We start from the raw sequence: 24,024 nt of genomic DNA, 5'->3' as shown, positions 1-24,024 counted from the left end.
CGTTGTTCCATTGTTGCGATGCGGCGGTGTTTTTAGCGTCGCTGTCGGGTGCTGTGCTCTTCGTAGGCACGGCTGAATTCACGCCCGAACAGGTCCTGGAAATCTTCCTGGGCTTCGCGGGAAATATTGCTGTAGAGCTCGGTGAACTTTTGCCAATACTGGGCCTGGCGCGAACCGTTAAAGAGGCTCGACAGCCCGCCGGGCTTGCCCATGCGCTCTTCGAGCTGCGCCGGTTCGAAGCGTGTCAGCAGGTGTTTGATGGCGGCCTCGACCCCGGCCATGACGGCCAGTTGGTGAGCACGCAGATCGTCGAAACTGTCGCGCACGGCCACGTCCGGCGCCATAAACGCCTGGTTGCTGTGGCGTAGCAGCAGCAGTAACGCTTCATCGGCATTCGGAGCGAATTTCAACGGGTTGTTTTCCACCGGTTGAATCACCGTCTGCTGCATGCGGAACTCGCCCTTGAGGCTGGCGCGGGCACGCAACACGTCAATCAGGCCTTCGACCATCAGCCGGTAGCTGCGGCCGATGCTTTCCATCTGCGCTTCAGCCTGGGCCTTGTCCAGGCGCAATTGATAAAGGCCCGCACCGCGCAGGAAGGCTTGCAATAAGTCTGGTTGATTGGCGTCGGCCACCGGGAGCGGTTGCTCGACCTTGGGTGGCTCGATGATCGGTGGTGGCGCTGGTGGCGGCGCAAGCGGCTTGGGCGCTGGGGCGTCGCCGAACAGATCCCAGTCTTCAGGAATCACCGAGCCGGAGACCACCGGCGCCGGTGGCTCAACCACAGGCTGCGGCGTCGGCGGGCGGAAGTCGTGTTGTTCGGCCGGCACGTGATCGTGCACGGTGGCCGGCGGGACGCTGGTGGGCGCGAGGAAGTCGAACAGGTCCGGCAGGGTGTCCATCGACGAGGCGCCCTGGAACTGCGGCGCGATCACCGGTTGCGGCGTCGGGGCCTTTACGGCGGCGCCCATCAGGGCTTCGAAGCTGTTGGAGGAGTCGCCGGCGAACGCCGGGTTGTCTGTCACTTTCAGGTTGAAATCGATGCGCGCCTGGATCTCGTAATCACCGATGCGGATCAGTTCGCCGTCGTGTAATGGCTCGCTGTTTCCCCGGCGCAAACGAATACCGGCATGCACTAACTCAACACCATTAGTGCTGTTATCGGTTAAATAATAACGGCCATCTTTGTACTGAATAACGCAATGTTGCGTGGAAACCAGGCGCTCGGGATCAGGCAGTATCCAGTCATTTTCGGAACCGCGGCCAATAGCCATCACTCCCTGTTCCATGGACTTTTCAGGGCACTGGCCAGGGGTAATCTTGTGATAACTAGTGATAGTCAAGCACAGCGACATCTTGCCTCCTTGCTGATACTTCGCGCGCGGCCATCTCTGGGGAGAAGTGCTCCCGAGAGATCCACGACAGATCCTTCCAATACCTTGAAAGCCTGCTTCAACCCGCGTAATTGCTGATCTTAACCGGCCTCTATGACAAAAATCCTGCCCCGGCACCTGCTTCGACTGATCAGTCGCACAAGATGTTAAGCACCGCACATCTGTCATAGAGGGCGAATAGCTTACCTTGACAAGGCATAAGTACTACACCAAAAATGCACAACTTCTTGAACACCAATGATGGCACTTTGAAATCAGCACGATGTCAAAGCGCTTAATATGACCAAGAAAACATGCAAAGTTCCTCGCGCAACTAACGCATGAGTTGCCCGTCATCTAACGGGCTGATAGGGAGATCGAATTTAGTGGATGTGCCTCTGCTGCTCGCCGCCGTTTCCGCGGCTTCGCCTTGTGGCGAAGACTTGGAATATGACGCCGATTATTTGCATCTTGAGCGTGCCGCACAGGGTCAACCCGAGCGCAGCATGGGCGACTCGATCCTGCCTGCCGAACCTCCGGAATGGCGCAGCATCCAGCAGCAAAGCCTCGACCTCCTGCAACGCAGCAAAGACCTGCGCATCACCCATTTCCTGTTGCAAAGCGCCCTCGCCCTCCAGGGTATTGCGGGGCTTGCCGACGCGCTCACGCTGATCAACGCGCTGCTGCGCGAGTACTGGGCCGACCTGCATCCGCGCCTGGATGCCGATGACGACAACGACCCCACCGTGCGCATCAACGCCCTCAGCGGCGTGACCAGCGACGCGAACATCCGCCTGCTGCGCGAAGCCATTCTCACCCGCTCGCGCACCTTCGGCCCCGTCAGCCTGCGGGCTGCGCTGAATGCCAGCGGGCTGCAACCTTTCCCCGGCGAAAACCTCGGTGCCGAACAGCTCAACGGCGCATTCCTCGACAGCGACGCCGAGCAACTGCAAGCCACCCGCGATGCGCTGAACGCCGCCCGTACGGCCTGCGACGCCATCGAACAATACGTCAGCGACCAGGTCGGTTCCGCCCAGGGCGTAGACCTCGGCCCCTTGAAGCAACTGCTCAAGCAGGCCGTGCAGATACTCAACCAATACGCCCCACACAGTGGCGCCGCCAGCGAGCCCGAGGTTGTCAGTGACGACAATGCCCCCTCGGTTGAATACGCCGCCGCGCCCGTTGCAGCACGCCCCAGCGGCGACATCGCCAACCGCGATGAAGTGCTGCGCAGCCTCGACAAAATCCTTGCGTACTACACCCGGCACGAGCCTTCGAGCCCGCTGCCGGTGCTGTTGAACCGGGCGAAGAATCTGGTGCACGCCGACTTTGCGGCCATCGTGCGCAACCTGATTCCGGACGGCATGTCCCAATTTGAAAATCTGCGTGGGCCGGACAGCGAGTAAGCGTACGGATCGCGCAGTTACAACACCGTCGCTCAAGCGACCAGGAGCAGCAACGTGGCGAAGCAAAGTTCTCAGAAATTCATCGCGCGCAACCGTGCGCCTCGAGTGCAGATCGAGTACGACGTCGAGCTCTACGGCGCCGAGAAAAAGGTCCAGTTGCCCTTCGTCATGGGTGTGATGGCCGATCTCGCCGGCAAGCCCGCCGAACCTCTGGCGCCTGTGGCCGACCGCAAGTTCCTTGAAGTGGACGTCGACAACTTCGACTCGCGCCTCAAGGCCATGCAGCCACGCGTCGCGTTCCACGTGCCCAACGAGCTGACCGGCGAAGGCAACCTGAGCCTGGACATCACCTTCGAAAGCATGGACGACTTCAGCCCCGCCGCCGTGGCGCGCAAGGTCGATTCGCTGAACAAGCTGCTCGAAGCCCGCACGCAACTGGCCAACCTGCTGACCTACATGGACGGCAAGACCGGCGCTGAAGAAATCATCATGAAAGCGATCAAGGACCCGGCATTGCTGCAGGCCCTTGCGAGCGCGCCGAAGCCGGCAGGGGATCAGTAATCATGACCGAGAATACCGCACGCGAAGGCGCCCAGAACCTGGGCGCCACCGAAGAAACCAGCGAGTTCGCGTCGCTGCTGCTGCAAGAATTCAAACCCAAGACCGAGCGCGCCCGCGAAGCCGTGGAAACGGCCGTGCGCACCCTGGCCGAGCAGGCACTGGCCCAGACGGACCTGGTGTCCAACGACGCGATCAAGTCGATTGAATCGATCATCGCCGCCATCGACGCCAAGCTCACCGCCCAGGTCAATCAGATCATCCATCACCAGGATTTCCAGCAACTGGAAAGCGCCTGGCGTGGCCTGCACTACCTGGTGAACAACACCGAGAGCGATGAGCAGCTGAAGATTCGCGTGCTCAATATCTCCAAGCCGGACCTGCACAAGACCCTGAAGAAATTCAAGGGCACCGCGTGGGACCAGAGCCCGATCTTCAAGAAGATGTACGAAGAAGAATACGGCCAGTTCGGCGGCGAACCTTACGGTTGCCTGGTAGGCGACTACTACTTCGACCAGTCGCCTCCCGACGTAGAGCTGCTGGGCGAGCTGTCGAAAGTCTGCGCTGCGATGCACGCGCCGTTCATTGCCGCGGCCTCGCCGACCGTCATGGGCATGGGCTCGTGGCAGGAACTGTCGAACCCGCGCGACCTGACCAAGATCTTCACCACCCCGGAATATGCCGGCTGGCGCTCCCTGCGTGAATCGGAAGACTCGCGCTACATCGGCCTGACCATGCCACGCTTCCTGGCGCGCCTGCCGTATGGCGCCAAGACCGACCCGGTGGAAGCCTTCGCCTTCGAAGAAAACACCGACGGTGCCGACAGCTCCAAGTACACCTGGGCCAACGCCGCCTATGCGATGGCAGTGAACATCAACCGCTCGTTCAAGCACTTCGGCTGGTGCTCGCGCATCCGTGGCGTGGAGTCGGGCGGTGAAGTCGAGAACCTGCCGGCCCACACCTTCCCGACCGATGACGGCGGCGTGGACATGAAGTGCCCGACCGAAATCGCCATCAGCGACCGCCGTGAAGCGGAACTGGCGAAGAACGGTTTCATGCCGCTGCTGCACAAGAAAAACACCGACTTCGCCGCCTTCATCGGCGCCCAGTCGTTGCAGAAACCGGCCGAATACGATGACCCGGACGCCACCGCCAACGCCAACCTGGCCGCACGCCTGCCGTACCTGTTCGCCACCTGCCGTTTCGCCCACTACTTGAAGTGCATCGTGCGCGACAAGATCGGCTCCTTCAAAGAGAAGGACGAGATGCAGCGCTGGTTGCAGGACTGGATCCTCAACTACGTCGACGGCGACCCGGCGCACTCCACCGAAACCACCAAGGCCCAGCATCCATTGGCGGCCGCCGAAGTGATCGTGGAAGACGTTGAAGGCAACCCGGGTTACTACAACTCCAGGTTCTACCTGCGCCCGCACTACCAGCTCGAAGGGCTGACCGTGTCGCTGCGTCTGGTATCGAAACTGCCTTCGGCGAAAGGCGCGTAAGTAACGCTCTTCTGTGGGAGCCGGGCTTGCCCGCGATGCAGGCAACGCGGTCTGTCAGTCAGACCGCAGTGATGCCATCGCGGGCAAGCCCGGCTCCCACAAAAACAACATATCGTGGCTGAGACCACACAGGGAGAAAACATGGCTGTTGATATTTTCATCAAGATCGGCGACATCAAGGGCGAGTCCATGGACAAGGCCCACAAGGACGAAATCGACGTGTTGAACTGGAGCTGGGGCATGGCCCAGTCCGGCAACATGCACGTGGGCGGCGGCGGCGGCGCGGGCAAGGTGAACATCCAGGACCTGTCGCTGACCAAGTACGTCGACAAGGCCTCGCCGAACCTGATGATGCACTGCGCCAGCGGCAAGCACATCGACAAGGTCACCCTGACCGTGCGCAAGGCCGGCGGTGAAAGCCAGGTCGAGTACATGATCATCAACCTGGAAGAAGTGCTGGTGACCTCCCTGAGCACCGGCGGTTCGGGCAGCGATGATCGCCTGACCGAAAACGTCACCCTGAACTTTGCCCAGGTGATGGTGGACTACCAGCCACAGAAAGCCGACGGCACCAAAGACGGTGGCGCGATCAAGTTTGGCTGGAACATCCGCTCCAACACCAAACGCTGATCTGTAACCCTCGCCCCGTAGCCGCTGACGAGCGGAGCGAGGCTGCGTTCGAGGACGAAGTCCTCGCAATCCGGCCACCGATAGTTGACTGATAAGTCCCGGTGTTCGTTTTACGACTGCTTCGCAGCCGAACGCAGCCTCGCTTCGCTCGACAGCTGCTACGGGTCGGGTACTTTGTTCCTCTCGCAACCCGTCCGTGGAGCTGCTTTGGTGGTAACTGAAATTGCTTCCCGCGATCGTCTGCAACCGTCCCTGCTGGACCGGTTGACCGACGATGACCCGACCAATCCCAAGGAAAGCGCCGACAAACGCGTGCTGTCCCTGAGCCAATTGAAAGCCTCCGTGCTGCGTGACCTGACGTGGCTGCTCAACACCACTTCATTGCTCAACGCCGATGCCACGCTGCACACGCCGGCCGGTACCTCGGTGGTCAATTACGGGCTGCCGGCGCTGGCGGGCAACAGTGTCTCCAGTGTCGACGTGAGTGCGCTGGAAGCCTTGATCCAACAGGCTATCGCGACCTTCGAGCCACGTATCCTGCGCCATACCCTGCGGGTCAAGGCACGCGTCGGCCATGGCGAGATGAACCATAACGCCTTGAGCTTCGAGATCGAGGGCGACCTGTGGGCGCAGCCGGTGCCGTTGCGCCTGTTGCTGCAAACCGACCTGGACCTGGAGTCGGGCCATGTGCGTGTGGTGAACGCCGATCAGCGGAGACGCCCATGAACCCGCGCCTGCTGGAACTGTACAACCAGGAACTGCACCACGTGCGCGAAAGCGCCGCAGAGTTCGCCAAGGAATACCCGAAGATCGCCAGTCGGCTGACCCTGTCCGGCATGGACTGCGCCGACCCGTACGTCGAACGCTTGCTCGAAGGCTTTGCCTATCTCACGGCCCGGGTCCAGCTCAAGCTCGACGCCGAGTACCCGACCTTCACCAATAACCTGCTGGAGATCGCCTACCCGCACTACCTGGCGCCGACCCCGTCGATGACCGTGGTGCAGTTGCAGGCCGATCCCGATGAAGGTTCCCTGGCCAGCGGTTTTCCGCTGCCCCGCGACACCGTATTGCGCGCCGCATTGGGCCGCGAAACCCAGACCTGCTGCGAGTACCGCACCGCTCACCCGGTGACGCTGTGGCCGTTGCAGGTCGCCCAGGCCGAGTATTTCGGCAACCCGTCTGCGGTGCTGGGGCGTCTGGCCGCCAGTGAACCCAAGGCCAAGGCCGGCCTGCGCCTGACCCTGCGCACCGGTGCCGAACTGCCCTTCAACAGCCTCGCGCTGGATAACTTGCCGCTGTACCTCAGTGGTGCCGACGAGCAACCGTTCCGCCTCTACGAACAATTGCTGGGCAATGCCTGCGCGGTGTTTGCACGCAAACCTGGAGGCGACTGGGTCGAGCGCCTGCCGCCGGACGCATTGCGCTCCCGGGGTTTTGACGACGCCGATGCAGCGATGCCGGTGGTGCCCCGCGCCTTCCAGGGCTATCGCTTGCTCCAGGAATACTTCGCCCTGCCCCACCGATTCCTGTTCGTGGAGTTCGCTGAGCTGAGCCGCGCAGTCAAACGCTGTGACGGCCAGGAGCTGGAGCTGATCGTGCTGTTCGACCGTCACGATCCGAGCCTGGAAGGCAGCGTCGGCAAGGCGCAATTCGTGCCGTTCTGCACCCCGGCGATCAACCTGTTTCCCAAGCGCGTGGATCGGATTCACTTGTCCGAGCGGGTCAACGAACACCACGTGATCGCCGACCGCACCCGGCCGATGGATTTCGAGATTCACTCCCTGAGCGGTATCACGGGCCACGGCACCGGGCCGGAGCAGCCTTTTTTGCCGTTCTACGCCGTGCGCGATCCGTCGCGCTACGGTCGTGACCAGGCTTACTACACGGTGCGTCGCGAACCCCGCGTGTTGTCGAGCGACCAACGCCGCAACGGGCCGCGCTCCACCTACGTGGGCAGCGAAACCTTCGTCAGCCTGGTGGACAGCCAGCAAGCGCCGTACCGTCATGACCTGCGCCAACTGGGCGTCACCGCCCTGTGCACCAACCGCGATTTGCCGCTGTTCATGAGCGTGGGCAATGGCAAAACTGACTTCACGCTGGCCGACAGTGCCCCGGTGCTGGCGGTGCGCTGCGTCGCCGGGCCGAGCCGCCCGCGCGCCAGTCATGCCCACGATGCCAAGGCCTGGCGCCTGATCAGCCAGTTGTCGTTGAACTACCTGTCGCTTAGCGAACAAGGCCAGGGCGCCGCCGCACTGCGCGAGCTGCTGCGCCTGTATGGCGACAGCAACGACGCCGCCCTGCAACTGCAGATCGAGGGCCTGCGCGAGGTCAGCAGCAAGGCGGTGACCCGCCGCCTGCCGATGCCCGGCCCGATCGTGTTTGGCCGGGGATTGGAGATCACCCTGGAATTTGATGAAAACGCGTTCCGCGGCACCGGCGTGTTCCTGCTCGGTGCGGTGTTTGAACGGTTCCTGGCACGCTACGTGTCGATCAACAGTTTTACCGAGACGGTGATCCGTACCACCGAACGCGGCGAGATCATGCGATGGAAAGCCAAGCCCGGACGTCGTCCGACCCTGTGACCACCCTGGATGCGATGCATCAGGAGCCCTGGGAATATGACTTCTTCCAGGCGCTACGTCGTATCGAGTGCGAATCGCCCGGCCTGCCACGCCTGGGGCATTCCCTGCGCCTGGCGGATGATCCGTTGCGCCTCGGGCAGCAGGCCGATTGCACCTTTGCGCCGGCCACACTGGCCTCGGTCGAGCCCGGTGCGGATGGCAAACCGGCACGGCTGGAGCAGTTCTTTTTTGGCCTCGGCGGCCCCAACGGCCCGCTGCCGCTGCACATCACCGAGTACGTGCGCGAGCGCCAGCGCAACAATGCCGACAGCACCAGCAAGCGCTTCCTGGATGTGTTCCACCACCGTCTGCTGACCCTGTTCTACCGGGCCTGGGCGGAGGCGCGGCCCACGGTCAGCCACGACCGCCCGGACGATGACTACTGGTCGGCGCGCCTGGCCGCCTTGAGCGGTCGAGGCACCCCGAGCCTGCTCAACCAGGGCCTGATCCCCGACACGGCAAAGCTGCACTACAGCGGTCACCTGTCGGCGCAAACCCGCTACCCGGACGGCCTGAAGGCGATTCTCGGCGAGTACTTCGGGCTGCCGGTGGAGATCGAAGAATACGTCGGCCAATGGCTGGAACTGCCCGAGCGCAGCCGCGTGAGTGTCAGTGCCAATCAGTTGGGCGTGGACTTTTGCCTGGGCAGCCATGTGTGGGACCGCCAGCATAAATTCCGCATTCGTCTCGGCCCGCTGAAGCTCGATGACTACATGGGCATGCTGCCCGGCAGCCAGCCGTTCAACGAGCTGGTGGCGTGGGTCGCCGAGTACCTGGGCCACGAACTGGACTGGGACCTGAACCTGATCCTGCAACAACCGGAAGTGCCGGCCCTGCAACTCAACGGCCAGTTCCGCCTGGGCTTCAACACCTGGCTCGGCCAACCCGGGCACGACGCCAACGACCTAATCCTGGCCCGGCATTACGCCGAACACGCCAACACCTCAAGGAATCCAGAGCATGGGTGAAATCAGTCGCGCCGCACTGTTCGGCAAACTCAACAGCGTGGCCTACAAGGCCATCGAAGCCGCCACCGTGTTCTGCAAACTGCGGGGCAACCCGTATGTGGAACTGGCCCACTGGTTTCACCAGTTGCTGCAACTGCAGGACTCGGACCTGCATCGCATCATCCGCCAGTTCAACGTCGAGCCGGCGCGGCTGGCTCGTGACCTGACCGAGGCCCTGGACCGCCTGCCCCGTGGTTCGACGTCGATCACCGACCTGTCGTCCCATGTGGAAGAAGCCGTGGAGCGTGGCTGGGTCTACGGCAGCCTGATGTTTGGCGAAAGCCAGGTGCGCACCGGTTACCTGGTGCTGGGGATTCTCAAGACGCCAAGCCTGCGCCATGCGCTGTTGGGCTTGTCCGGTGAGTTCGACAAGATCAAGGCCGAAGCACTGAGCGAACGCTTTGATGAATACGTCGGTGATTCGCCGGAAAACGCCCTGAGCGCCAGCGACGGCTTCAACGCCGGGGCCGTACCCGGCGAAGCCAGCGGTGCCATGGCGCCGAGCGCGATGGGCAAGCAGGAAGCCCTCAAGCGCTTCACCGTCGACCTGACCGAGCAGGCCCGCAGCGGCAAGCTGGACCCGATCGTGGGGCGCGATGAAGAGATCCGCCAGCTGGTGGATATCCTGATGCGTCGGCGCCAGAACAACCCGATCCTCACCGGTGAAGCCGGCGTCGGCAAGACCGCTGTGGTGGAAGGCTTCGCCCTGCGCATCGTCGCCGGCGACGTGCCGCCGGCACTGAAAGACGTGGAACTGCGCAGCCTCGATGTGGGCCTGCTGCAAGCCGGCGCGAGCATGAAAGGCGAGTTCGAACAGCGCCTGCGCCAGGTCATCGAAGACGTCCAGGCCTCGCCGAAACCGATCATCCTGTTTATCGACGAAGCCCACACCCTGGTGGGTGCCGGTGGCGCCGCCGGCACCGGTGACGCGGCCAACCTGCTCAAGCCTGCACTGGCTCGCGGCACCTTGCGTACCGTGGCCGCCACTACCTGGGCCGAGTACAAGAAGCACATCGAAAAAGACCCGGCCCTGACCCGCCGTTTCCAGGTGGTGCAAGTGGCCGAGCCCTCGGAAGACAAGGCGCTGCTGATGATGCGCGGCGTGGCCTCGACCATGGAAAAGCACCATCAGGTGCAGATCCTCGATGAAGCGCTGGAAGCTTCGGTGAAGCTGTCCCACCGCTACATCCCGGCGCGCCAGTTGCCGGACAAATCTGTCAGCCTGCTGGACACCGCCTGCGCCCGCGTCGCCATCAGCCTGCACGCGGTGCCGGCGGAAGTGGATGACAGTCGGCGCCGTATCGAGGCACTGGAAACCGAGCTGCAAATCATCGCCCGCGAGCATGCAATCGGCATCGCCATCGGTGCGCGCCAGACCAACAGCGAAGCCCTGCTCAGCGCCGAACGCGAGCGCCTGGCTACTCTGGAAACCCGCTGGGCCGAAGAGAAAACCCTGGTCGATGAGTTGCTCGCTACCCGCGCCACGTTGCGTGAAAAAGCCGGCGTAGTGGACAGCGGCAACGATGAACTGCGTGCCCAACTGGTCGACCTGCAACAGCGCCTCAGCACCCTGCAAGGTGAAACCCCGCTGATCCTGCCGACCGTGGATTACCAGGCCGTGGCCTCGGTGGTCGCCGACTGGACCGGCATCCCGGTGGGCCGCATGGCCCGCAACGAACTGGAGACGGTGCTCAACCTCGACCAGCACCTGAAGAAACGCATCATCGGCCAGGACCATGCCTTGCAGATGATCGCCAAGCGCATCCAGACCTCCCGCGCCGGCCTCGACAACCCGAGCAAGCCGATTGGCGTGTTCATGCTCGCCGGCACCTCCGGCGTGGGCAAGACCGAAACCGCCCTGGCCCTGGCCGAAGCCATGTACGGCGGCGAGCAGAACGTGATCACCATCAACATGAGTGAGTTCCAGGAAGCCCACACCGTGTCCACCCTCAAGGGCGCGCCACCGGGCTACATCGGCTACGGCGAAGGCGGCGTGCTGACCGAAGCCGTGCGGCGCAAACCCTACAGCGTGGTGCTGCTGGACGAAGTGGAAAAAGCCCACCCGGACGTGCACGAGATCTTCTTCCAGGTGTTCGACAAAGGCGTGATGGAAGACGGCGAAGGCCGGGTGATCGACTTCAAGAACACCTTGATCCTGCTCACCACCAACGCCGGTACCGAGTTGATTTCCCGGGTCTGCAAGGACCCGGCGAACATCCCAGAGCCGGAAGAAATCGCCAAGGCCCTGCGCCAGCCGCTGCTGGAGATTTTCCCGCCGGCGCTGCTCGGCCGCCTGGTGACCATCCCGTACTACCCGCTGAGCGACGAGATGCTGAAAGCGATCACTCGCCTGCAACTCAACCGCATCAAAAAGCGCGTGGAGAACACCCACAAGGTCGACTTCAACTACGACGATGACGTGGTCGACCTGATCGTGTCCCGCTGCACCGAAACCGAAAGTGGCGGGCGGATGATCGACACCCTCCTGACCAACAGCCTGCTGCCGGACATGAGCCGCGAATTCCTCACCCGCATGCTCGAAGGCAAGGCACTGGCAGGCGTGCGCATCAGCACGCGGGATAACGAATTGCACTACGACTTCAGCGACGCGGCGTAAACAATGCTATTCAACCAATCGTCACGCCTGGCCAAGATCACCAGCCCCCTGGGGCCGGATGTGCTGTTGCTCAATGAAATGGGCGGCGGCGAAGAGTTGGGTCGGCTGTTCAACTTCGAATTGCAGCTGACCTCGCTGGACGCCAACATCGACCTCAACCAGTTGCTCGGCAAGCCCATGAGCCTGAACCTGCAACTGGCGGACGGTGGCGAGCGGCACTTCCACGGCATCGTCGCGCGCTGCAGCCAGAACATCGACCAGGGCCAGTTCGCCAGTTACCAGGTGACCCTGCGCCCGTGGTTGTGGCTGCTGAGCCGCACCTCCGACTGCCGGATTTTCCAGAACCTGAGCATCCCACAGATCATCAAGCAGGTGTTCCGCGACCTGGGGTTTTCCGACTTCGAAGACGCCTTGAGCCGGCCGTACCGCGAGTGGGAATACTGCGTGCAGTACCGCGAGACCAGCTTCGATTTCGTCAGCCGCCTGATGGAACAGGAAGGCATCTACTACTTCTTCCGCCACGAACAGGACCGCCATGTGCTGGTGCTGGCCGACGCCTACGGCGCCCACGCCAACGTGCCTGGCTACGCCTCGGTGCCGTACTACCCCAAGGACGTGCAGCAGCGCGAACGCGACCATATGCACAACTGGCACCTGGCGCAGGAAGTACAGCCCGGTTCCCTTGAGCTCAACGACTACGACTTCCAGCGCCCCAGCGCCAGCATCGACGTGCGCTCGGCCATGCCGCGCCCGCACACCGCCGGCGACTACCCGCTGTACGACTACCCCGGCACCTACGTCAAAAGCGAAGACGGCGAACACTACGCGCGCACCCGCATCGAAGCCCTGCAAACCCTGCACGAACAAGTGGAGTTCAGCGGCAACGCGCGGGGCCTGGGTTCCGGACACCTGTTCAGCCTCACCGGCTTCAGCCGCCGCGACCAGAACCGCGAATACCTGATCGTCGGCGCCCGTTACTACATCTCCCAGGAAAGCCTCGAAAGCGGCGGCGCCGCGCCTTCGGCCCAGTTCGAAAGCACCCTCACCTGCATCGACGCACAACAGAGCTTCCGCCCGCTGGCCAACACCTACCGGCCCATCGTCAAAGGCCCGCAAACCGCACTGGTGGTGGGCCCCAAGGGCGAGGAAATCTGGACCGACCAATATGGCCGGGTGAAGGTGCACTTCTACTGGGACCGCCACGACCAATCCAACGAAAACAGCTCGTGCTGGATTCGCGTGTCACAGTCCTGGGCCGGGAAAAACTGGGGCTCGATGCAGATTCCACGGATCGGCCAGGAAGTGATTGTGAGCTTCCTGGAAGGCGACCCGGACCGGCCGATCATCACCGGAAGGGTGTACAACGCCGAGCAGACCGTGCCTTACGACTTGCCGGAAAACGCCACCCAAAGCGGGATGAAAAGCCGCTCCAGCAAAGGCGGTACGCCCGCCAACTTCAATGAAATCCGCATGGAGGACAAGAAGGGGTTGGAGCAGTTGTACATCCATGCCGAGCGGAATCAGGACATCGTGGTTGAGGTGGATGAGAGCCATTCGGTGGGGCATGACCGGAATAAGAGTATTGGGCATAACGAGACGGTGACGATTGGTAGTAACCGCCTGCGGGTTGTGCGCAACAACGACACCGTGATTGTGGGCGGTGCCAAGTCCGACAGCGCCGCCACGACCTACACCATCGAGGCCGGCGACAGTATTCGCCTGGTATGCGGTGACAGCGTCATCGAGCTCAAGGCTGGCGGCGACATCAACCTGACCTGTGGCTCGTTCAATCTGTTTTCCACCGGCAGCAGCAAAATCCAGACGAAGGGCAAACTGGATATCAACCTGGGCAGCGACAAGGGCACGGTGCCCGGCGCCCAAGGTGTGCAAAGCACGATCAAGTCCGCCGTCGAATCAAAATTTCCCGGCAAGCCCGGCGCTGGTCAATAACGAGATTTATCCACCATGAATTACCTGATCAACGAAGCCCAATTCACCCTGCCCGACGCTGAGGTACAGGACACCTCGATCAACATTCTCAAATTCGCCAAGCTGGGCACCACGCTGGTGGTGAGTCGCAGCCCGTTGGCAGATGGCGAGACCTTGCAAAACAACTTCGAGGGCCAGCTGAAAAAGCTCGAACAGCAGGTCAAAGACCTTCGTTATTCGCCAGCGCAAGCCATCAAGGTGGGGCCGGCGCAGGACATCGACGCCTTTGAAGTCCAGAACCGTTTCAACAAAGGCAGCGACAATATTTACCAATATCAGTTGGCAATGCAGATACCCGGCACACGCAACCTGATCGCCTTGAGCTACGTCAAGACCCAGCCCCTGGGGCCTGCCGAGGCGGCACATTGGGCAACGCTCAAGAACACGCTCAACTTTGCCGTCACCCCCTGAGCAGAGTCTGAACAATGAGTGAAGACCTCTGGGCTGCCCGCGAAGGCGACGCACTGCTGCACACCTCGGTGATGGCCGATATTCTCGGCGGTGTACTGGAAGTGGCAGCCTATGCGGCGATCACCACTGTGGGCTGCCTGGCGGTAGCGGCGGCTGTTGCCATAACAACCGGTGCGACTATCGCTACCGGCGGCGTTGCCCTGGTGTTGGTCGTGGGTGCCGTCGTAGGCATTACCGCGGGGCTAACAGGGGCTGATCTGAAAATATCCAGTTGGTGCGAGTCAGCCGCCAACTGGGTGTTCCCGCCGGTGATCGACGCCTTTATCACCAGCGGCTCGGACGACGTCTTCATCAATGGCAAAAAGGCGGCCCGCGCCGCCGGCAAGATGACGGCCGTGCCAGTCGCGCCCAGCGAGCCACCGGCGCCCAGCTTCCTGGACATGGCCGGGGAGTTTTTCTCACAAATGTGGCGCCCGACCGTCGCCTCGCCTGCCCCCGGCACCGAGCCTTGCCCGCTGGATACCGTGGCGTGCACCAAGCACCCGCCCATGCCCCTGCAATTCATTGCCGAGGGGTCCAGCTCGGTGTTCATCAACGGCCAGCCTGCGGCGCGCAGTGGCGATCGCAGTACGTGCGACGCCAAGATTGGTACAACCCCGGGCCTGATCTCGCCGGATGTGCGCATCGGTGGCGGGACCATCGTGGTGCAGGAAATTCGCAGCGGAAAAACGCCGGGCGTAGGCCTGGCAATTGCCGTGGTGATGGCGTTGCGGGGCAACCTGAAATGCTTCTGGACCAAGCTGCCGTGCCTGGTCGGTGGTTTGCTGGTGGGTGGCGCCATCTCATACGCAACCAGCAAGGTCACTTCAGCGCTCAAGAGCGCCATGAATGGTTCGCCCAATCCGGTTCACAGTGCCACTGGGGCCAAGATCCTCGGCGGGGATGAAGAGCTGGATTTCGTACTGCCGGGCTTGCTCCCGATAGATTGGCAGCGCTTCTACAGCAGCCTCGACACACGCCAGGACGGCCTCTTTGGTGCGGGCTGGAGCGTCGCGTATGAAGTGTCGATCGAGGTAGATGCAGACGAAAACCTGCTCTACATCGATGAGCAAGGTCGCCGCCTGGAGATCGGCTACATCCCGTTGTTTGGCGGAGCGTTCGACCCGGGCCAAGGCCTTGCGGTCAGGCGCAGTGCCGACGGCGCGGTATTGATCGAGAGCATCGACGGTCTGTATCGACTGTTCGAGCCCGACCCGCTGAACAGCGCGCGGATGCGTCTGCAGCTGCTGGGTGATCGCAATGAAGGGCGGATCTTTCTCGACTACGACACTCAGGGCCGGCTGCATCGCCTGCGCGACACCCATGACTTGATGCACGTCGAGCTGAACTACTCGGCCGAACACCCACGGCGCGTGAGCCACATCGAACGGCGTTACCTGCGCCAGGAACATTTCGATGCGCGCAGCGATGTGCTCGTCAGTTACCGCTATGACAGCAACGGCGACCTGTCTGAAGTCCTGGACGTGCAAGGTACAACCCGTCGACGCTTTGCTTATGACCACGGCCGGCGAATGGTCGAACACCAGTTGCCGGGTGGCCTGCGCTGCTTCTATCAATGGGCAGCAGTGTCCGGGCCCCACGGTGAGGAGTGGCGCGTGAGTCGCCACTGGACAGACGCAGGCGATGAATACAGCTTCGACTACGATCTCGACGCCGGCATTACCCGGGTGACCGACGGCCTGATGCGCGTCAGCACCCGGCATTGGAACCCTCAGTACCAGATCACCCGCTACGTCGACAACCTGGACCATACCTGGCAATTCGAATGGAACGAAGATCGCCTGTTGCTCGGCGCGATTGATCCACAAAACGGCCAGTGGCGCTTCAATTACGATGAGTCCGGCAACCTGAGCGCGGTGATCGACCCGCTGTCCAGAACCAGCGGCACACAGTGGTTGGCACATTGGGCATTGCCCCAGGTGGAAACCGACCCGGCAGGCAACAGTTGGCATTATCGCTACGACCAGCGCGGCAACTGTATCGAGGAAGTCGACCCACTGGGCAACAGCACACGCTACGTCTATGACGGGTTCGGCCAGCCGGTGCGCATCATCGATGCCACCGAAAAAACCAAAACGCTGCATTGGAACGAATGGAGCCAACTGGTCGAAGCGGTGGATTGCTCGGGTTATCCCACCCGTTATCAATACGACGCCTTCGGCAATCTGGTGGTGCAGACCAATGCGGAAGGTGAGTCGGTTCGCTACCGGTACGGACCCGAGGGGTTATTGCTGGAATGCCAGCTCCCGGACGGTCGCGTGGAGCAGTTCCAACGCAGTACCAGCGGTTACCTCACGGCCCATGTCGACCCGGCCGGCAGCACCACGCGCTATGCCTATGACCTGCGTGGCCTGGTCAAACAACGCTGGGACGCGCACAACCGCACAGTCATGTTCGATCACGACGCCTATGGGCGACTGCGCAAGCTGACCAATGAGAACGGCGAAAGCTATCGCTTTGAGTGGGATGCGTGCGACCGCATGGTTCAGCAGCAAGACCTCGACCAGAGTCGGCGCTGCTACACCTATGATCCGCTGGATGATGTCGTCGCCGTCAACTACCTGCCGGGGACGGAAGGCGAACCGGTAGCGCCGTTGTCGCACCAGTTTCAGCGAGATGCTGTTGGACGTCTGGTCAGCAAAGTGACAGCGGACGGTTCCACCGTTTATGAACATGATCTGAACGACCAACTGGTCGGCGTCACGTTCACCGCGCTTGACGGTCAGCAGCAGCGACTGGGTTTCAGCTACGACGCGCTGGGGCAACTGCTGCAGGAGCAAAGCACAGCGGGCTCCTTGCAGCATCACTACGACGAATTGGGGAACCTGATTCAGACCCAGTTGCCCGACGGTCGATGGCTGAACCGCCTCTACTACGGCAGCGGTCACCTGCATCAGTTGAATCTCGATGGGAAGGTCATCAGCGACTTCGAGCGTGATCGTCTGCATCGCGAAGTGCAGCGCACTCAGGGCCAACTCAGAACGAACACCGCGTATGACCGCAGTGGAAGGGTTCGCTCGCGCCAGCGCCGCAGTATTGATCAACCGTGGCAGTTGCCGCCGTTGGTTGAAACTGACTACAGCTACGATCCCAGCGATAACCTGATCGGGCGTCGGCGTATTGACCGTGTTCATGATCGTCAAGAGCACTTGGGTTACGACAGTACCGAACGTATTCTCGCAAGCCACCAGATAGGCCAGACCGAGACCTTTGCTTATGATGCGGCAGCCAACCTGCTCGACGGCCCACTACAGGGTGGCTTGGTAAGGCATAACAGGCTGCTCACCTACCAAGATAAACGCTATAAATACGATGCTTTTGGTCGAATGATTGAAAAGCGTAGTGCTGCTCGAGGGTTGCAGCGATTTGCCTACGACGCAGAAAACCGACTAGTTGAAGTGCACAACGAAAACGGCAATGTGGTCAGGATGACCTACGACCCATTGGGCCGTCGCACTGAAAAAACAGAGCATGACAACGATGGCTATCCACTGGGCGTAACGCGCTTCACCTGGGACGGATTACGCCTGCTGCAGGAACATAAACACAGTCAAACCAGCCTCTACATTTATGAGGAAGAGGGGTACGAACCCCTTGCGCGGGTCGACGGTATCGGGCCGCTGCAAAAAATCCGCTACTACCACAACGACCTCAGTGGCTTGCCGGAGCAGTTAACCGACGGCGATGGCCATGATGTTTGGCGCGCGACTTATCGGGTGTGGGGTAACACGCTGAGGGAAGAGCGCGAGCCTTCCTATATCGAAGACCAGAATTTGCGGTTTCAGGGGCAATACCTAGATCGGGAGATCGGGCTGCACTACAACACGTTTCGGTTTTATGACCCTGACATAGGTCGCTTTACGACACCCGACCCGATTGATTTGAAAGGTGGGCTCAACCTTTATCAGTACGCCCCCAACCCATTCACCTGGATCGATCCTTTTGGCTGGGCATGTGGTCACCATGGGCATCACTCCGATCCCAAATTCATGGGTGGCAAACATAACCAAAAACTGACTAGGCTCACCGACTCTGATCACAAACAGCTTCACCGTGACATGAATGATTTCTTGGTCGGGAAAACAAAAATTATCAATGGGAGTCCTGTACATATGCGGCCCCAACGAGGTAACAGCGGAGCCAAAATTCAAGCAAACTTCACCAGGACTGAAAGGCTCCAAGCGCTTGCTGACTTCTACAAAGGAAAAGGGGCACAATACAAAGATGCTGTTATCGACTTCTTCACACAACACCCGGGGCTAAAGTAGTGACTAAATTCCTAACCATTGCCTACGACTTAAGTGCCATAAATAATCATGCCTATTTTTTTGAGGGGGCACCTGAAAATATATTTTGTAAAACCTGCGGTTGCTGTATCGACCCCGGCTACCTCCCTGCTGAGCTTAAAACATCTAACAAAGCTGATATTGGCGCAACATATGATCGACGCTTCATCGCGTCACTGCGATTCAAGGAATATATTGAAAGCTTAAAGCTGGATGTTGACTTCTCATTGATCAATGAAAAAAAACAGCTCTTTCTCATCCGGCCAAAACATGTCATCAGTTATAGTGCTCAACAGCAGGAAAACCTCTGCAGTACCTGTCATCAGTACTTTGACTGTGTGGCCCCTCTCCCAATCTTTTATCAGGAAACTGGCAAACCACTTGAGTATGGGATGTTTTTCACAAGTATTGGCTTTGGTAGCGGCAAGGAAAAGAGCCCTTCCATTATTCTCGGTATCGAAACGGCACTTGAGATTAAAAGCGCGATAAAATCATTAAAATTGAGAGGAGCCGACATCAGTAAAATTATTTCGCCTCAAAATTAATGGTTATAACGGTATAGGTTTATTTAGATTAACGGCCATAAGATAAATTAACCTCCTTACTCGCCCGAAGCGAACACTGCAATGAATCTGAATATACTTATCCTACAAGAAAGTGACGAGGCCGCCCTGAATGAGGGCATTCGTATCCGCCATCTGGGCCACCACATCACGCAGATATTCATGACACTGTTGCCCAAGGTGAACATTAACGGCAGTAGTAAAATCGTTGTTTCTTTAGGCCCCCGCGGCGACGAAGACTTGTTTGATAATGTGCTGGGCGTGACAAACATATTCATAGAAGACTTCGACTTGAAACATTTTTTATCCTTAGATCGTCTCAGCCAAGACAAAAAATGTTAGAGATATTACGAAGTGCGCTCATTTATATTGCCACAAAAAAAGGAAACAACGAGACCACTGTTGAAATCATAAACTCTACTGCTGACGGCGTCCTAGACGCGCATTTTCAGCTGGAGACCCCTATTAAAAAACTAGCAAAAAACAGTAAAAACAAAAAGCACAGAATCACTATTTTCAGGCTCTTGAACGCAGAAGTCGGAGAAAGCTGGTATTGCGATGTACAGGGGCCAACAAAAAACAAAACTTGGATGCATGAGATTCCAAGTTTCATTGATCGAAGTGATTTTTTCAAAAATGCAGAACTTCATGAAAACAGTTACAAGGTCAAAAATCGTTTAGGCAATGTCGCTTTTGAGCTGACGATTTGATTATGAATTCCAAAGCAGAGTTAATAAAGCGGAGCTCGCAGAGCTTAAAAAGAAAGCGCTAGACCCCACATCCGCTCTTAACAAAATTTTGAGGATGGTTGATTAATGAACTATTTCAAGCTCAATCCAAATGTCAGCAGTGAGAAATGGGATGGTTACGTCAATCTTGGAGAGCTCATTTACAAGGGCGAAGAGGTCGATGACATAGCGCTTTCCAATAGCCGAGCACCGTGCAATTTGAAACCGCTGCATTATGAAATTCTTGTCGACGGTATAACCGCCCCGGTCAACACAATCGGAGCGGACTTCTTCGTATTCGATGAGTCTATTAAAGGGCTGGATAACCTGGCGACCGAGCGTGTGCAATATTTGCGCATCACCCACGAAAGCCAAAAAGTACGTTACCGACTCTTGCATGCCTACAATTATGTCGACTGCGTCGATTGGGCCTTATCCAAATACGAAGCCTGGCCCGAAGATCACGTGGCCAAGGAATGGCAAAATCCAAGAGGACGTTTTTTTTTCGAACCGGTACTGATCGCCGAAAAAATCCCTGAGAGTGCTGAGGTCTTTCGTTTGGTGGGCTGGGGAGGAGCGTTCAATATCATCATTGGAGAAGCGTACAAAGAGAAATTGCTAGAGTTAGATTTCGATCACTCTTTTTTGGAGTTCCATCCCATCATCCTCATGTAATTGGAGAATTATCATAGGATCTAAGGCGAGGGTTTAAGCGCAATGTTCAAGCACGCTTTAAGAGATCGGACATGAACCAGCTGACTGACTGTCACGTTTTCTGGGGCGCGGAGATGGCTGTTGCTGAAAAGAAATCCGCCTCGATTGAGGCTGACGGCGCGGAGGATTTCGCCAGCCAGCTTTACGAAGACGAAGACCATTTACCCTTAGGATTGGGGCAATGGTTATGAGGAATATTATGGTGAGTGGCAAAATCCCATCAAAAGTACTGTCCGGCGTTGCGCAGGACGGACTCGTTTTGCCTAAAAAAACGCGTTTTGAAAACGAGCTGATCAGTGGTTGCAAACTAAAAGACGCGAAACTCTGCGATCCGATTTTTGATCAATGTATTTTGGAAGATTGCGACTTTGAGAAAGCTGACCTTTCCGGCTCGCGATTCTTCAATAAAACATCCTTGACCCATTGCTCGTTCAAAAATACAAACTTTCAAGGATCAGGTTTCAGCGATAGCGAATTTGAGAACTGCACGTTTGTGAAGTGCGACTTTCGAGAAGCGTCCTTGAAGGACTGCACCTTCGTCAACTGCACATTCTCTCAGTGCAAAATCATTGACAATTCATTTAATGTAAAAAATATATCCGCCATTAAATTCGCTGGAAAACTCCAGGAAGTTAATTTCATATCAGACCAACCCAGCACCCCGCTTTCTGCCGACTTTGAACTCTGCAAGCTCGATTATGTAACCTTTGAAAACTGCAATCTGGAAAACATAATCCCGCCCATCGAGGCCAAACACATTTTCTTCAAAGACGTGGCAGTCCGTGCAAAAAAAGCACTTACTATCATATCTGCAGAAACTGAAAGCCAGATCAATAAAATATTGAAGCGACGACTGTTAAAACTTACAACTCAACGAGGCGCTGTTTTCAACATTGAAAACCTTGAAGATTATGAGGGCAAGGAATTCACCTCACGATTTATCTCACTTCTTCAAGATGCTTAAGAAAGACACAAGGGAAAAGACACATTAAGAGGGGGTGGCCTTTTAATCTATCGCACACTAACCTGCCCTCCTACGCCTATAAACTCAATTTGGATGTACTAGGCAGAGAAAATCACTTCTTAGGAGTTGGCTATGTCTCGCGACGAGTTAATAAAGCTTATATTAAAAATTCAGTGCAACGAAGGTACTGAAGAAGAGACAGATGCGGACATGGATTTATTGGAAAATAGTGTTTTAGATCCGGAAGCTGTCGAATATATTTTCCAACATGAATGGACCGCTGATTTCATAGCCGACAAAATTATTTCGTACACCCCTATGGTGTTATAAAGTGCAATGCTTATAGGGTGAGGACTAGGCCTGAGAACTATAAAGGGGGGGGGGCAGATTTATTTAGATCAACCATCATCAGATCAATTAAATAAATCCTTCCCCGTCACCGGCGGAAAATTTTCTGAGGAGTAAAAAGTGGGCGCCTGGAATTACAATCCTTGAGAAAACGATGAAGCCGCCGACTGGTTTCAAGAATTTTGGAAACAACAGAATTTCGCAGTCCTGATCAACGAAATTAACCAGTTTGATCCCAATGAAGAACGTTATGACGCCTTTAGGGCTGCCTGTTATCTATTACAAACCCTAGGCAACCCCTATAAATGGCCAGCGGAGCATTTGGCAGAACTGAAGCCCCTGATCCAGCACGCGATTTCAATACTGACGCAAATGATTGACCCAACCAATGAAGACTGGGGGTTTCTTGATATGTGGGGAGGCAGTGCTGATGTCATCAAGGCAGTGGAGGAGCAAGTCGACGCTCTAAAAACGCGTTTAGGCGAACTGGCTTAATCTGGCATACGTACCAGCCCCCAACAAAAAATGGGCACCCGACCCAGTCGGCGTGCCCATTTTTTATCCCGCGCTCACACTCGCATGTGCGTAGCGCAGGCTTCTTTACTTACGGATTGACGCTGTCTTTAAGCGACTTGCCTGGCTTGAACGCAACGGTGTTGCTCGCCTTGATTTTCACCGGCTCGCCGGTTTGCGGGTTTTTGCCGGTGCGGGCGCCACGGTGGCGCTGCAGGAAGGTGCCGAAGCCCACCAGGGTGACGCTGTCCTTGCGATGCAGCGCGCCGGTGATTTCTTCAAGTACGGCGTTGAGTACGCGGTTGGCCTGTTCTTTGGTCAGGTCTGCTTTTTCTGCAATAGCGGCTGCGAGTTCTGGTTTACGCATAAGTGAAGCCTCTTTGACGGTTTTTTGTTGTTATGTCCGTGCTGCTCTCTATCGGAGCAGCGCCCAAGGCGCCGCAGGCTCTACTCTGCGGCAGACGGGAGTGAGGATGGCATGCCATCGGGGCCTGCGCCAGCCTCACGGCGACCTTTCTACGGTCAAAATGATGCTTAATCCGACAGAACGACCGCTATTTACGCCAGCAACGGCGGAAGTTCTTTGTTGAGGGCCAGTTTTTCCATCACGGCCGTGCCAGTCAGGGCATAACCCAGCAGGCGCCCGTTGGCGTCGCGGCACAGGGCCTTGATGTCCGCGCCCTGCCCTTCGACGCTCCAAACGCCTTCGGTGCCCCGTGGCGGTGGCGAGACGACCAGCGGGCAGATCGGGGTTTTGACCGTGACGGGCATCGGGCCGTAGCTGACGGCCGTCGCGTTGCCCGCCAGGGTCTGGGCCAGCGCGCGGGCGCAGCTCATCAGCGGCATCACGTACAGCAGGTTCAGGCCATCGACCTCGGCGCAGTCGCCCAGGGCGTAGATGTTGGCGTGGGAGGTCTTGAGGTGACGGTCGACCATGATCCCGCGGTTGGTCTGCAAGCCGGCGGCGGCGGCCAGGTCGACCCGCGGACGCAGGCCGATGGCAGACACCACCAGGTCGCACTGGATCACTTCACCGTCAGACAGGTGGGCTTCCAGGCCGTCAGCGCTGCGTTGCAGGCGATTGAGCACCGGGCCCAGGTGGAAACGCGCTCCCAGGCCTTCCAGCCCGGCCTGCACCGCTGCGGCCGCTGCCGGGTGCAGCAGGGTGGGCATGACTTGCTCGCACGGCGCCACCAGGTCGATCTCGTAGCCGCCAAGGATCAGGTCGTTGGCGAACTCGCAGCCGATCAGGCCGGCGCCCAGCAGCAGCACCCGGCGTTTACCCGCCGCCGCCGCGCGAAAGCGTGCGTAGTCTTCAAGGTCGTTGATCGGGAAAATCAGGTCAGCGGCGTCACCCTGCACCGGCACCCGCACGGTTTCTGCGCCCCAGGCCAGGATCAGGTCGCGGTAGGCCACCGCTTCCTCACCGATCCACAAGCGCTTGTGGCCCGGGTCGATGCCGCTGATGCGGGTGTGGGTGCGCACTTCGGCCTTCAGTTGCTCGGCCATGGCGCCCGGTTCGGCCATGCTCAGGCCGTCGGCTTCCTTGTTCTTGCCAAAGCCGGTGGAGAGCATGGGCTTGGAGTAGGAGCGCCCGTCATCTGCAGTGATCAGCAACAGCGGGGTCTCGCTATCGAGCTTGCGAAACTCCCGAGCCAGGTTGTAACCGGCCAAACCCGTGCCGACGATCACGACAGGTGCGTTCATTCCTTTCTCCTTGTAGTTAAATTCTGG

General features: G+C 58.6%; 22 protein-coding genes. 19 read left to right on the top strand and 3 right to left on the bottom strand.

The features are described 5' to 3' along the window. Nucleotides 1–32 precede the first annotated feature (32 nt). Complete coding sequence (gene tagH, locus HX875_RS14535) at nt 33–1,355, bottom strand: type VI secretion system-associated FHA domain protein TagH (protein WP_177043695.1); 1,323 nt, start codon at nt 1,353–1,355, stop codon at nt 33–35. Nucleotides 1,356–1,759: 404 nt separating this feature from the next. Between tagH and tssA the strand changes: the two genes are divergently transcribed. The 19 genes from tssA (at nt 1,760) to HX875_RS32605 (ending at nt 22,272) form a co-directional block, all read left to right on the top strand. Then, nucleotides 1,760–2,779, top strand: a complete 1,020-nt coding sequence (tssA, locus tag HX875_RS14530) for a type VI secretion system protein TssA (protein ID WP_177043694.1) — start codon at nt 1,760–1,762, stop codon at nt 2,777–2,779. Between the two features lie 54 nt (nt 2,780–2,833). Further along, entirely contained in the window at nt 2,834–3,340 is a 507-nt protein-coding gene (gene tssB / locus HX875_RS14525) for a type VI secretion system contractile sheath small subunit (RefSeq protein WP_010168268.1), read from the top strand. Between the two features lie 2 nt (nt 3,341–3,342). Next, nucleotides 3,343–4,839, top strand: coding sequence for a type VI secretion system contractile sheath large subunit (gene tssC, locus HX875_RS14520; protein ID WP_017476732.1), 1,497 nt, complete (start codon nt 3,343–3,345; stop codon nt 4,837–4,839). A gap of 141 nt (nt 4,840–4,980) precedes the next feature. Beyond that, complete coding sequence (locus HX875_RS14515; protein WP_003213345.1) at nt 4,981–5,469, top strand: Hcp family type VI secretion system effector; 489 nt, start codon at nt 4,981–4,983, stop codon at nt 5,467–5,469. Nucleotides 5,470–5,679: 210 nt separating this feature from the next. Continuing rightward, nucleotides 5,680–6,195 (top strand): type VI secretion system baseplate subunit TssE, encoded by a 516-nt coding sequence (gene tssE, locus HX875_RS14510; protein ID WP_010168272.1) that lies wholly within the window; start codon nt 5,680–5,682, stop codon nt 6,193–6,195. Beyond that, the gene (gene tssF, locus HX875_RS14505; RefSeq protein ID WP_177043693.1) at nt 6,192–8,051 is read left to right on the top strand and encodes a type VI secretion system baseplate subunit TssF; all 1,860 of its coding nucleotides are present in this window, start codon (nt 6,192–6,194) and stop codon (nt 8,049–8,051) included. Before tssE ends, tssF begins: the two co-directional genes overlap by 4 nt. Beyond that, the gene (tssG, locus tag HX875_RS14500; RefSeq protein WP_177043692.1) at nt 8,015–9,058 is read left to right on the top strand and encodes a type VI secretion system baseplate subunit TssG; all 1,044 of its coding nucleotides are present in this window, start codon (nt 8,015–8,017) and stop codon (nt 9,056–9,058) included. The genes tssF and tssG overlap by 37 nt, the downstream gene beginning before the upstream one ends. Then, nucleotides 9,051–11,714: a type VI secretion system ATPase TssH gene (tssH, locus tag HX875_RS14495; protein ID WP_177043691.1), complete on the top strand. Its 2,664-nt coding sequence runs from the start codon at nt 9,051–9,053 to the stop codon at nt 11,712–11,714. The genes tssG and tssH overlap by 8 nt, the downstream gene beginning before the upstream one ends. 3 nt (nt 11,715–11,717) lie before the next feature. Next, nucleotides 11,718–13,664, top strand: coding sequence for a type VI secretion system Vgr family protein (locus tag HX875_RS14490; RefSeq protein ID WP_177043690.1), 1,947 nt, complete (start codon nt 11,718–11,720; stop codon nt 13,662–13,664). 15 nt (nt 13,665–13,679) lie between these two features. Continuing rightward, on the top strand, nt 13,680–14,114 hold the full coding sequence (locus tag HX875_RS14485; RefSeq protein WP_017476738.1) for a DcrB-related protein: 435 nt from the start codon (nt 13,680–13,682) through the stop codon (nt 14,112–14,114). A 14-nt stretch (nt 14,115–14,128) separates the two neighbouring features. After that, nucleotides 14,129–18,442 carry an RHS repeat-associated core domain-containing protein gene (locus tag HX875_RS14480; protein WP_256348102.1) on the top strand — a complete coding sequence of 1,438 codons (4,314 nt, stop codon included), beginning with the start codon at nt 14,129–14,131 and terminating at the stop codon, nt 18,440–18,442. After that, entirely contained in the window at nt 18,442–19,005 is a 564-nt protein-coding gene (locus tag HX875_RS14475; RefSeq protein WP_177043689.1) for a hypothetical protein, read from the top strand. Before HX875_RS14480 ends, HX875_RS14475 begins: the two co-directional genes overlap by 1 nt. 81 nt (nt 19,006–19,086) lie before the next feature. Then, nucleotides 19,087–19,365: a hypothetical protein gene (locus tag HX875_RS32620; RefSeq protein ID WP_218171930.1), complete on the top strand. Its 279-nt coding sequence runs from the start codon at nt 19,087–19,089 to the stop codon at nt 19,363–19,365. Then, a complete protein-coding gene (locus HX875_RS32615; RefSeq protein ID WP_218171929.1) occupies nt 19,359–19,733 on the top strand; it encodes a hypothetical protein in 375 nt (124 codons plus the stop codon). The genes HX875_RS32620 and HX875_RS32615 overlap by 7 nt, the downstream gene beginning before the upstream one ends. A gap of 105 nt (nt 19,734–19,838) precedes the next feature. Next, entirely contained in the window at nt 19,839–20,426 is a 588-nt protein-coding gene (locus HX875_RS32610; protein WP_218171055.1) for a hypothetical protein, read from the top strand. Nucleotides 20,427–20,497: 71 nt separating this feature from the next. Then, nucleotides 20,498–20,656 (top strand): hypothetical protein, encoded by a 159-nt coding sequence (locus tag HX875_RS14460; RefSeq protein WP_177043688.1) that lies wholly within the window; start codon nt 20,498–20,500, stop codon nt 20,654–20,656. Nucleotides 20,657–20,667: 11 nt separating this feature from the next. Continuing rightward, entirely contained in the window at nt 20,668–21,429 is a 762-nt protein-coding gene (locus tag HX875_RS14455; RefSeq protein WP_177043687.1) for a pentapeptide repeat-containing protein, read from the top strand. A 132-nt stretch (nt 21,430–21,561) separates the two neighbouring features. Then, complete coding sequence (locus tag HX875_RS14450; RefSeq protein ID WP_177043686.1) at nt 21,562–21,759, top strand: hypothetical protein; 198 nt, start codon at nt 21,562–21,564, stop codon at nt 21,757–21,759. 339 nt (nt 21,760–22,098) lie between these two features. Beyond that, on the top strand, nt 22,099–22,272 hold the full coding sequence (locus tag HX875_RS32605) for a hypothetical protein (RefSeq protein ID WP_218171054.1): 174 nt from the start codon (nt 22,099–22,101) through the stop codon (nt 22,270–22,272). Between the two features lie 109 nt (nt 22,273–22,381). Here HX875_RS32605 and HX875_RS14440 read toward each other — a convergent pair whose 3' ends face one another. Together HX875_RS14440 and HX875_RS14435 are read right to left on the bottom strand one after the other, a co-directional pair. After that, nucleotides 22,382–22,657: an HU family DNA-binding protein gene (locus HX875_RS14440; RefSeq protein ID WP_003213368.1), complete on the bottom strand. Its 276-nt coding sequence runs from the start codon at nt 22,655–22,657 to the stop codon at nt 22,382–22,384. 191 nt (nt 22,658–22,848) lie between these two features. After that, nucleotides 22,849–23,997, bottom strand: a complete 1,149-nt coding sequence (locus HX875_RS14435) for an NAD(P)/FAD-dependent oxidoreductase (protein WP_177043685.1) — start codon at nt 23,995–23,997, stop codon at nt 22,849–22,851. Between the last annotated feature and the right edge of the window lie 27 nt (nt 23,998–24,024).

Source organism: Pseudomonas yamanorum (genome assembly GCF_013386765.1).
GTDB lineage: Bacteria > Pseudomonadota > Gammaproteobacteria > Pseudomonadales > Pseudomonadaceae > Aquipseudomonas > Aquipseudomonas yamanorum_A.
Note: the sequence above shows the minus strand (reverse complement) of the source record. Positions and strands in the feature narration are given on the sequence as shown.

What these genes read in the sequence shown, in the direction of transcription:
- tagH (WP_177043695.1), bottom strand. Translation starts at nt 1,355, where the DNA reads ATGTCGCTGTGCTTGACTATCACTAGTTATCACAAGATTACCCCTGGC.
- HX875_RS14490 (WP_177043690.1), top strand. Translation starts at nt 11,718, where the DNA reads ATGCTATTCAACCAATCGTCACGCCTGGCCAAGATCACCAGCCCCCTG.
- HX875_RS14435 (WP_177043685.1), bottom strand. Translation starts at nt 23,997, where the DNA reads ATGAACGCACCTGTCGTGATCGTCGGCACGGGTTTGGCCGGTTACAAC.
- HX875_RS32615 (WP_218171929.1), top strand. Translation starts at nt 19,359, where the DNA reads ATGTTAGAGATATTACGAAGTGCGCTCATTTATATTGCCACAAAAAAA.
- HX875_RS14480 (WP_256348102.1), top strand. Translation starts at nt 14,129, where the DNA reads ATGAGTGAAGACCTCTGGGCTGCCCGCGAAGGCGACGCACTGCTGCAC.
- HX875_RS14440 (WP_003213368.1), bottom strand. Translation starts at nt 22,657, where the DNA reads ATGCGTAAACCAGAACTCGCAGCCGCTATTGCAGAAAAAGCAGACCTG.
- tssG (WP_177043692.1), top strand. Translation starts at nt 8,015, where the DNA reads ATGGAAAGCCAAGCCCGGACGTCGTCCGACCCTGTGACCACCCTGGAT.
- HX875_RS14515 (WP_003213345.1), top strand. Translation starts at nt 4,981, where the DNA reads ATGGCTGTTGATATTTTCATCAAGATCGGCGACATCAAGGGCGAGTCC.
- HX875_RS14460 (WP_177043688.1), top strand. Translation starts at nt 20,498, where the DNA reads ATGAACCAGCTGACTGACTGTCACGTTTTCTGGGGCGCGGAGATGGCT.
- tssC (WP_017476732.1), top strand. Translation starts at nt 3,343, where the DNA reads ATGACCGAGAATACCGCACGCGAAGGCGCCCAGAACCTGGGCGCCACC.
- HX875_RS32610 (WP_218171055.1), top strand. Translation starts at nt 19,839, where the DNA reads ATGAACTATTTCAAGCTCAATCCAAATGTCAGCAGTGAGAAATGGGAT.
- tssH (WP_177043691.1), top strand. Translation starts at nt 9,051, where the DNA reads ATGGGTGAAATCAGTCGCGCCGCACTGTTCGGCAAACTCAACAGCGTG.
- HX875_RS14485 (WP_017476738.1), top strand. Translation starts at nt 13,680, where the DNA reads ATGAATTACCTGATCAACGAAGCCCAATTCACCCTGCCCGACGCTGAG.
- HX875_RS32620 (WP_218171930.1), top strand. Translation starts at nt 19,087, where the DNA reads ATGAATCTGAATATACTTATCCTACAAGAAAGTGACGAGGCCGCCCTG.
- HX875_RS14450 (WP_177043686.1), top strand. Translation starts at nt 21,562, where the DNA reads ATGTCTCGCGACGAGTTAATAAAGCTTATATTAAAAATTCAGTGCAAC.
- tssF (WP_177043693.1), top strand. Translation starts at nt 6,192, where the DNA reads ATGAACCCGCGCCTGCTGGAACTGTACAACCAGGAACTGCACCACGTG.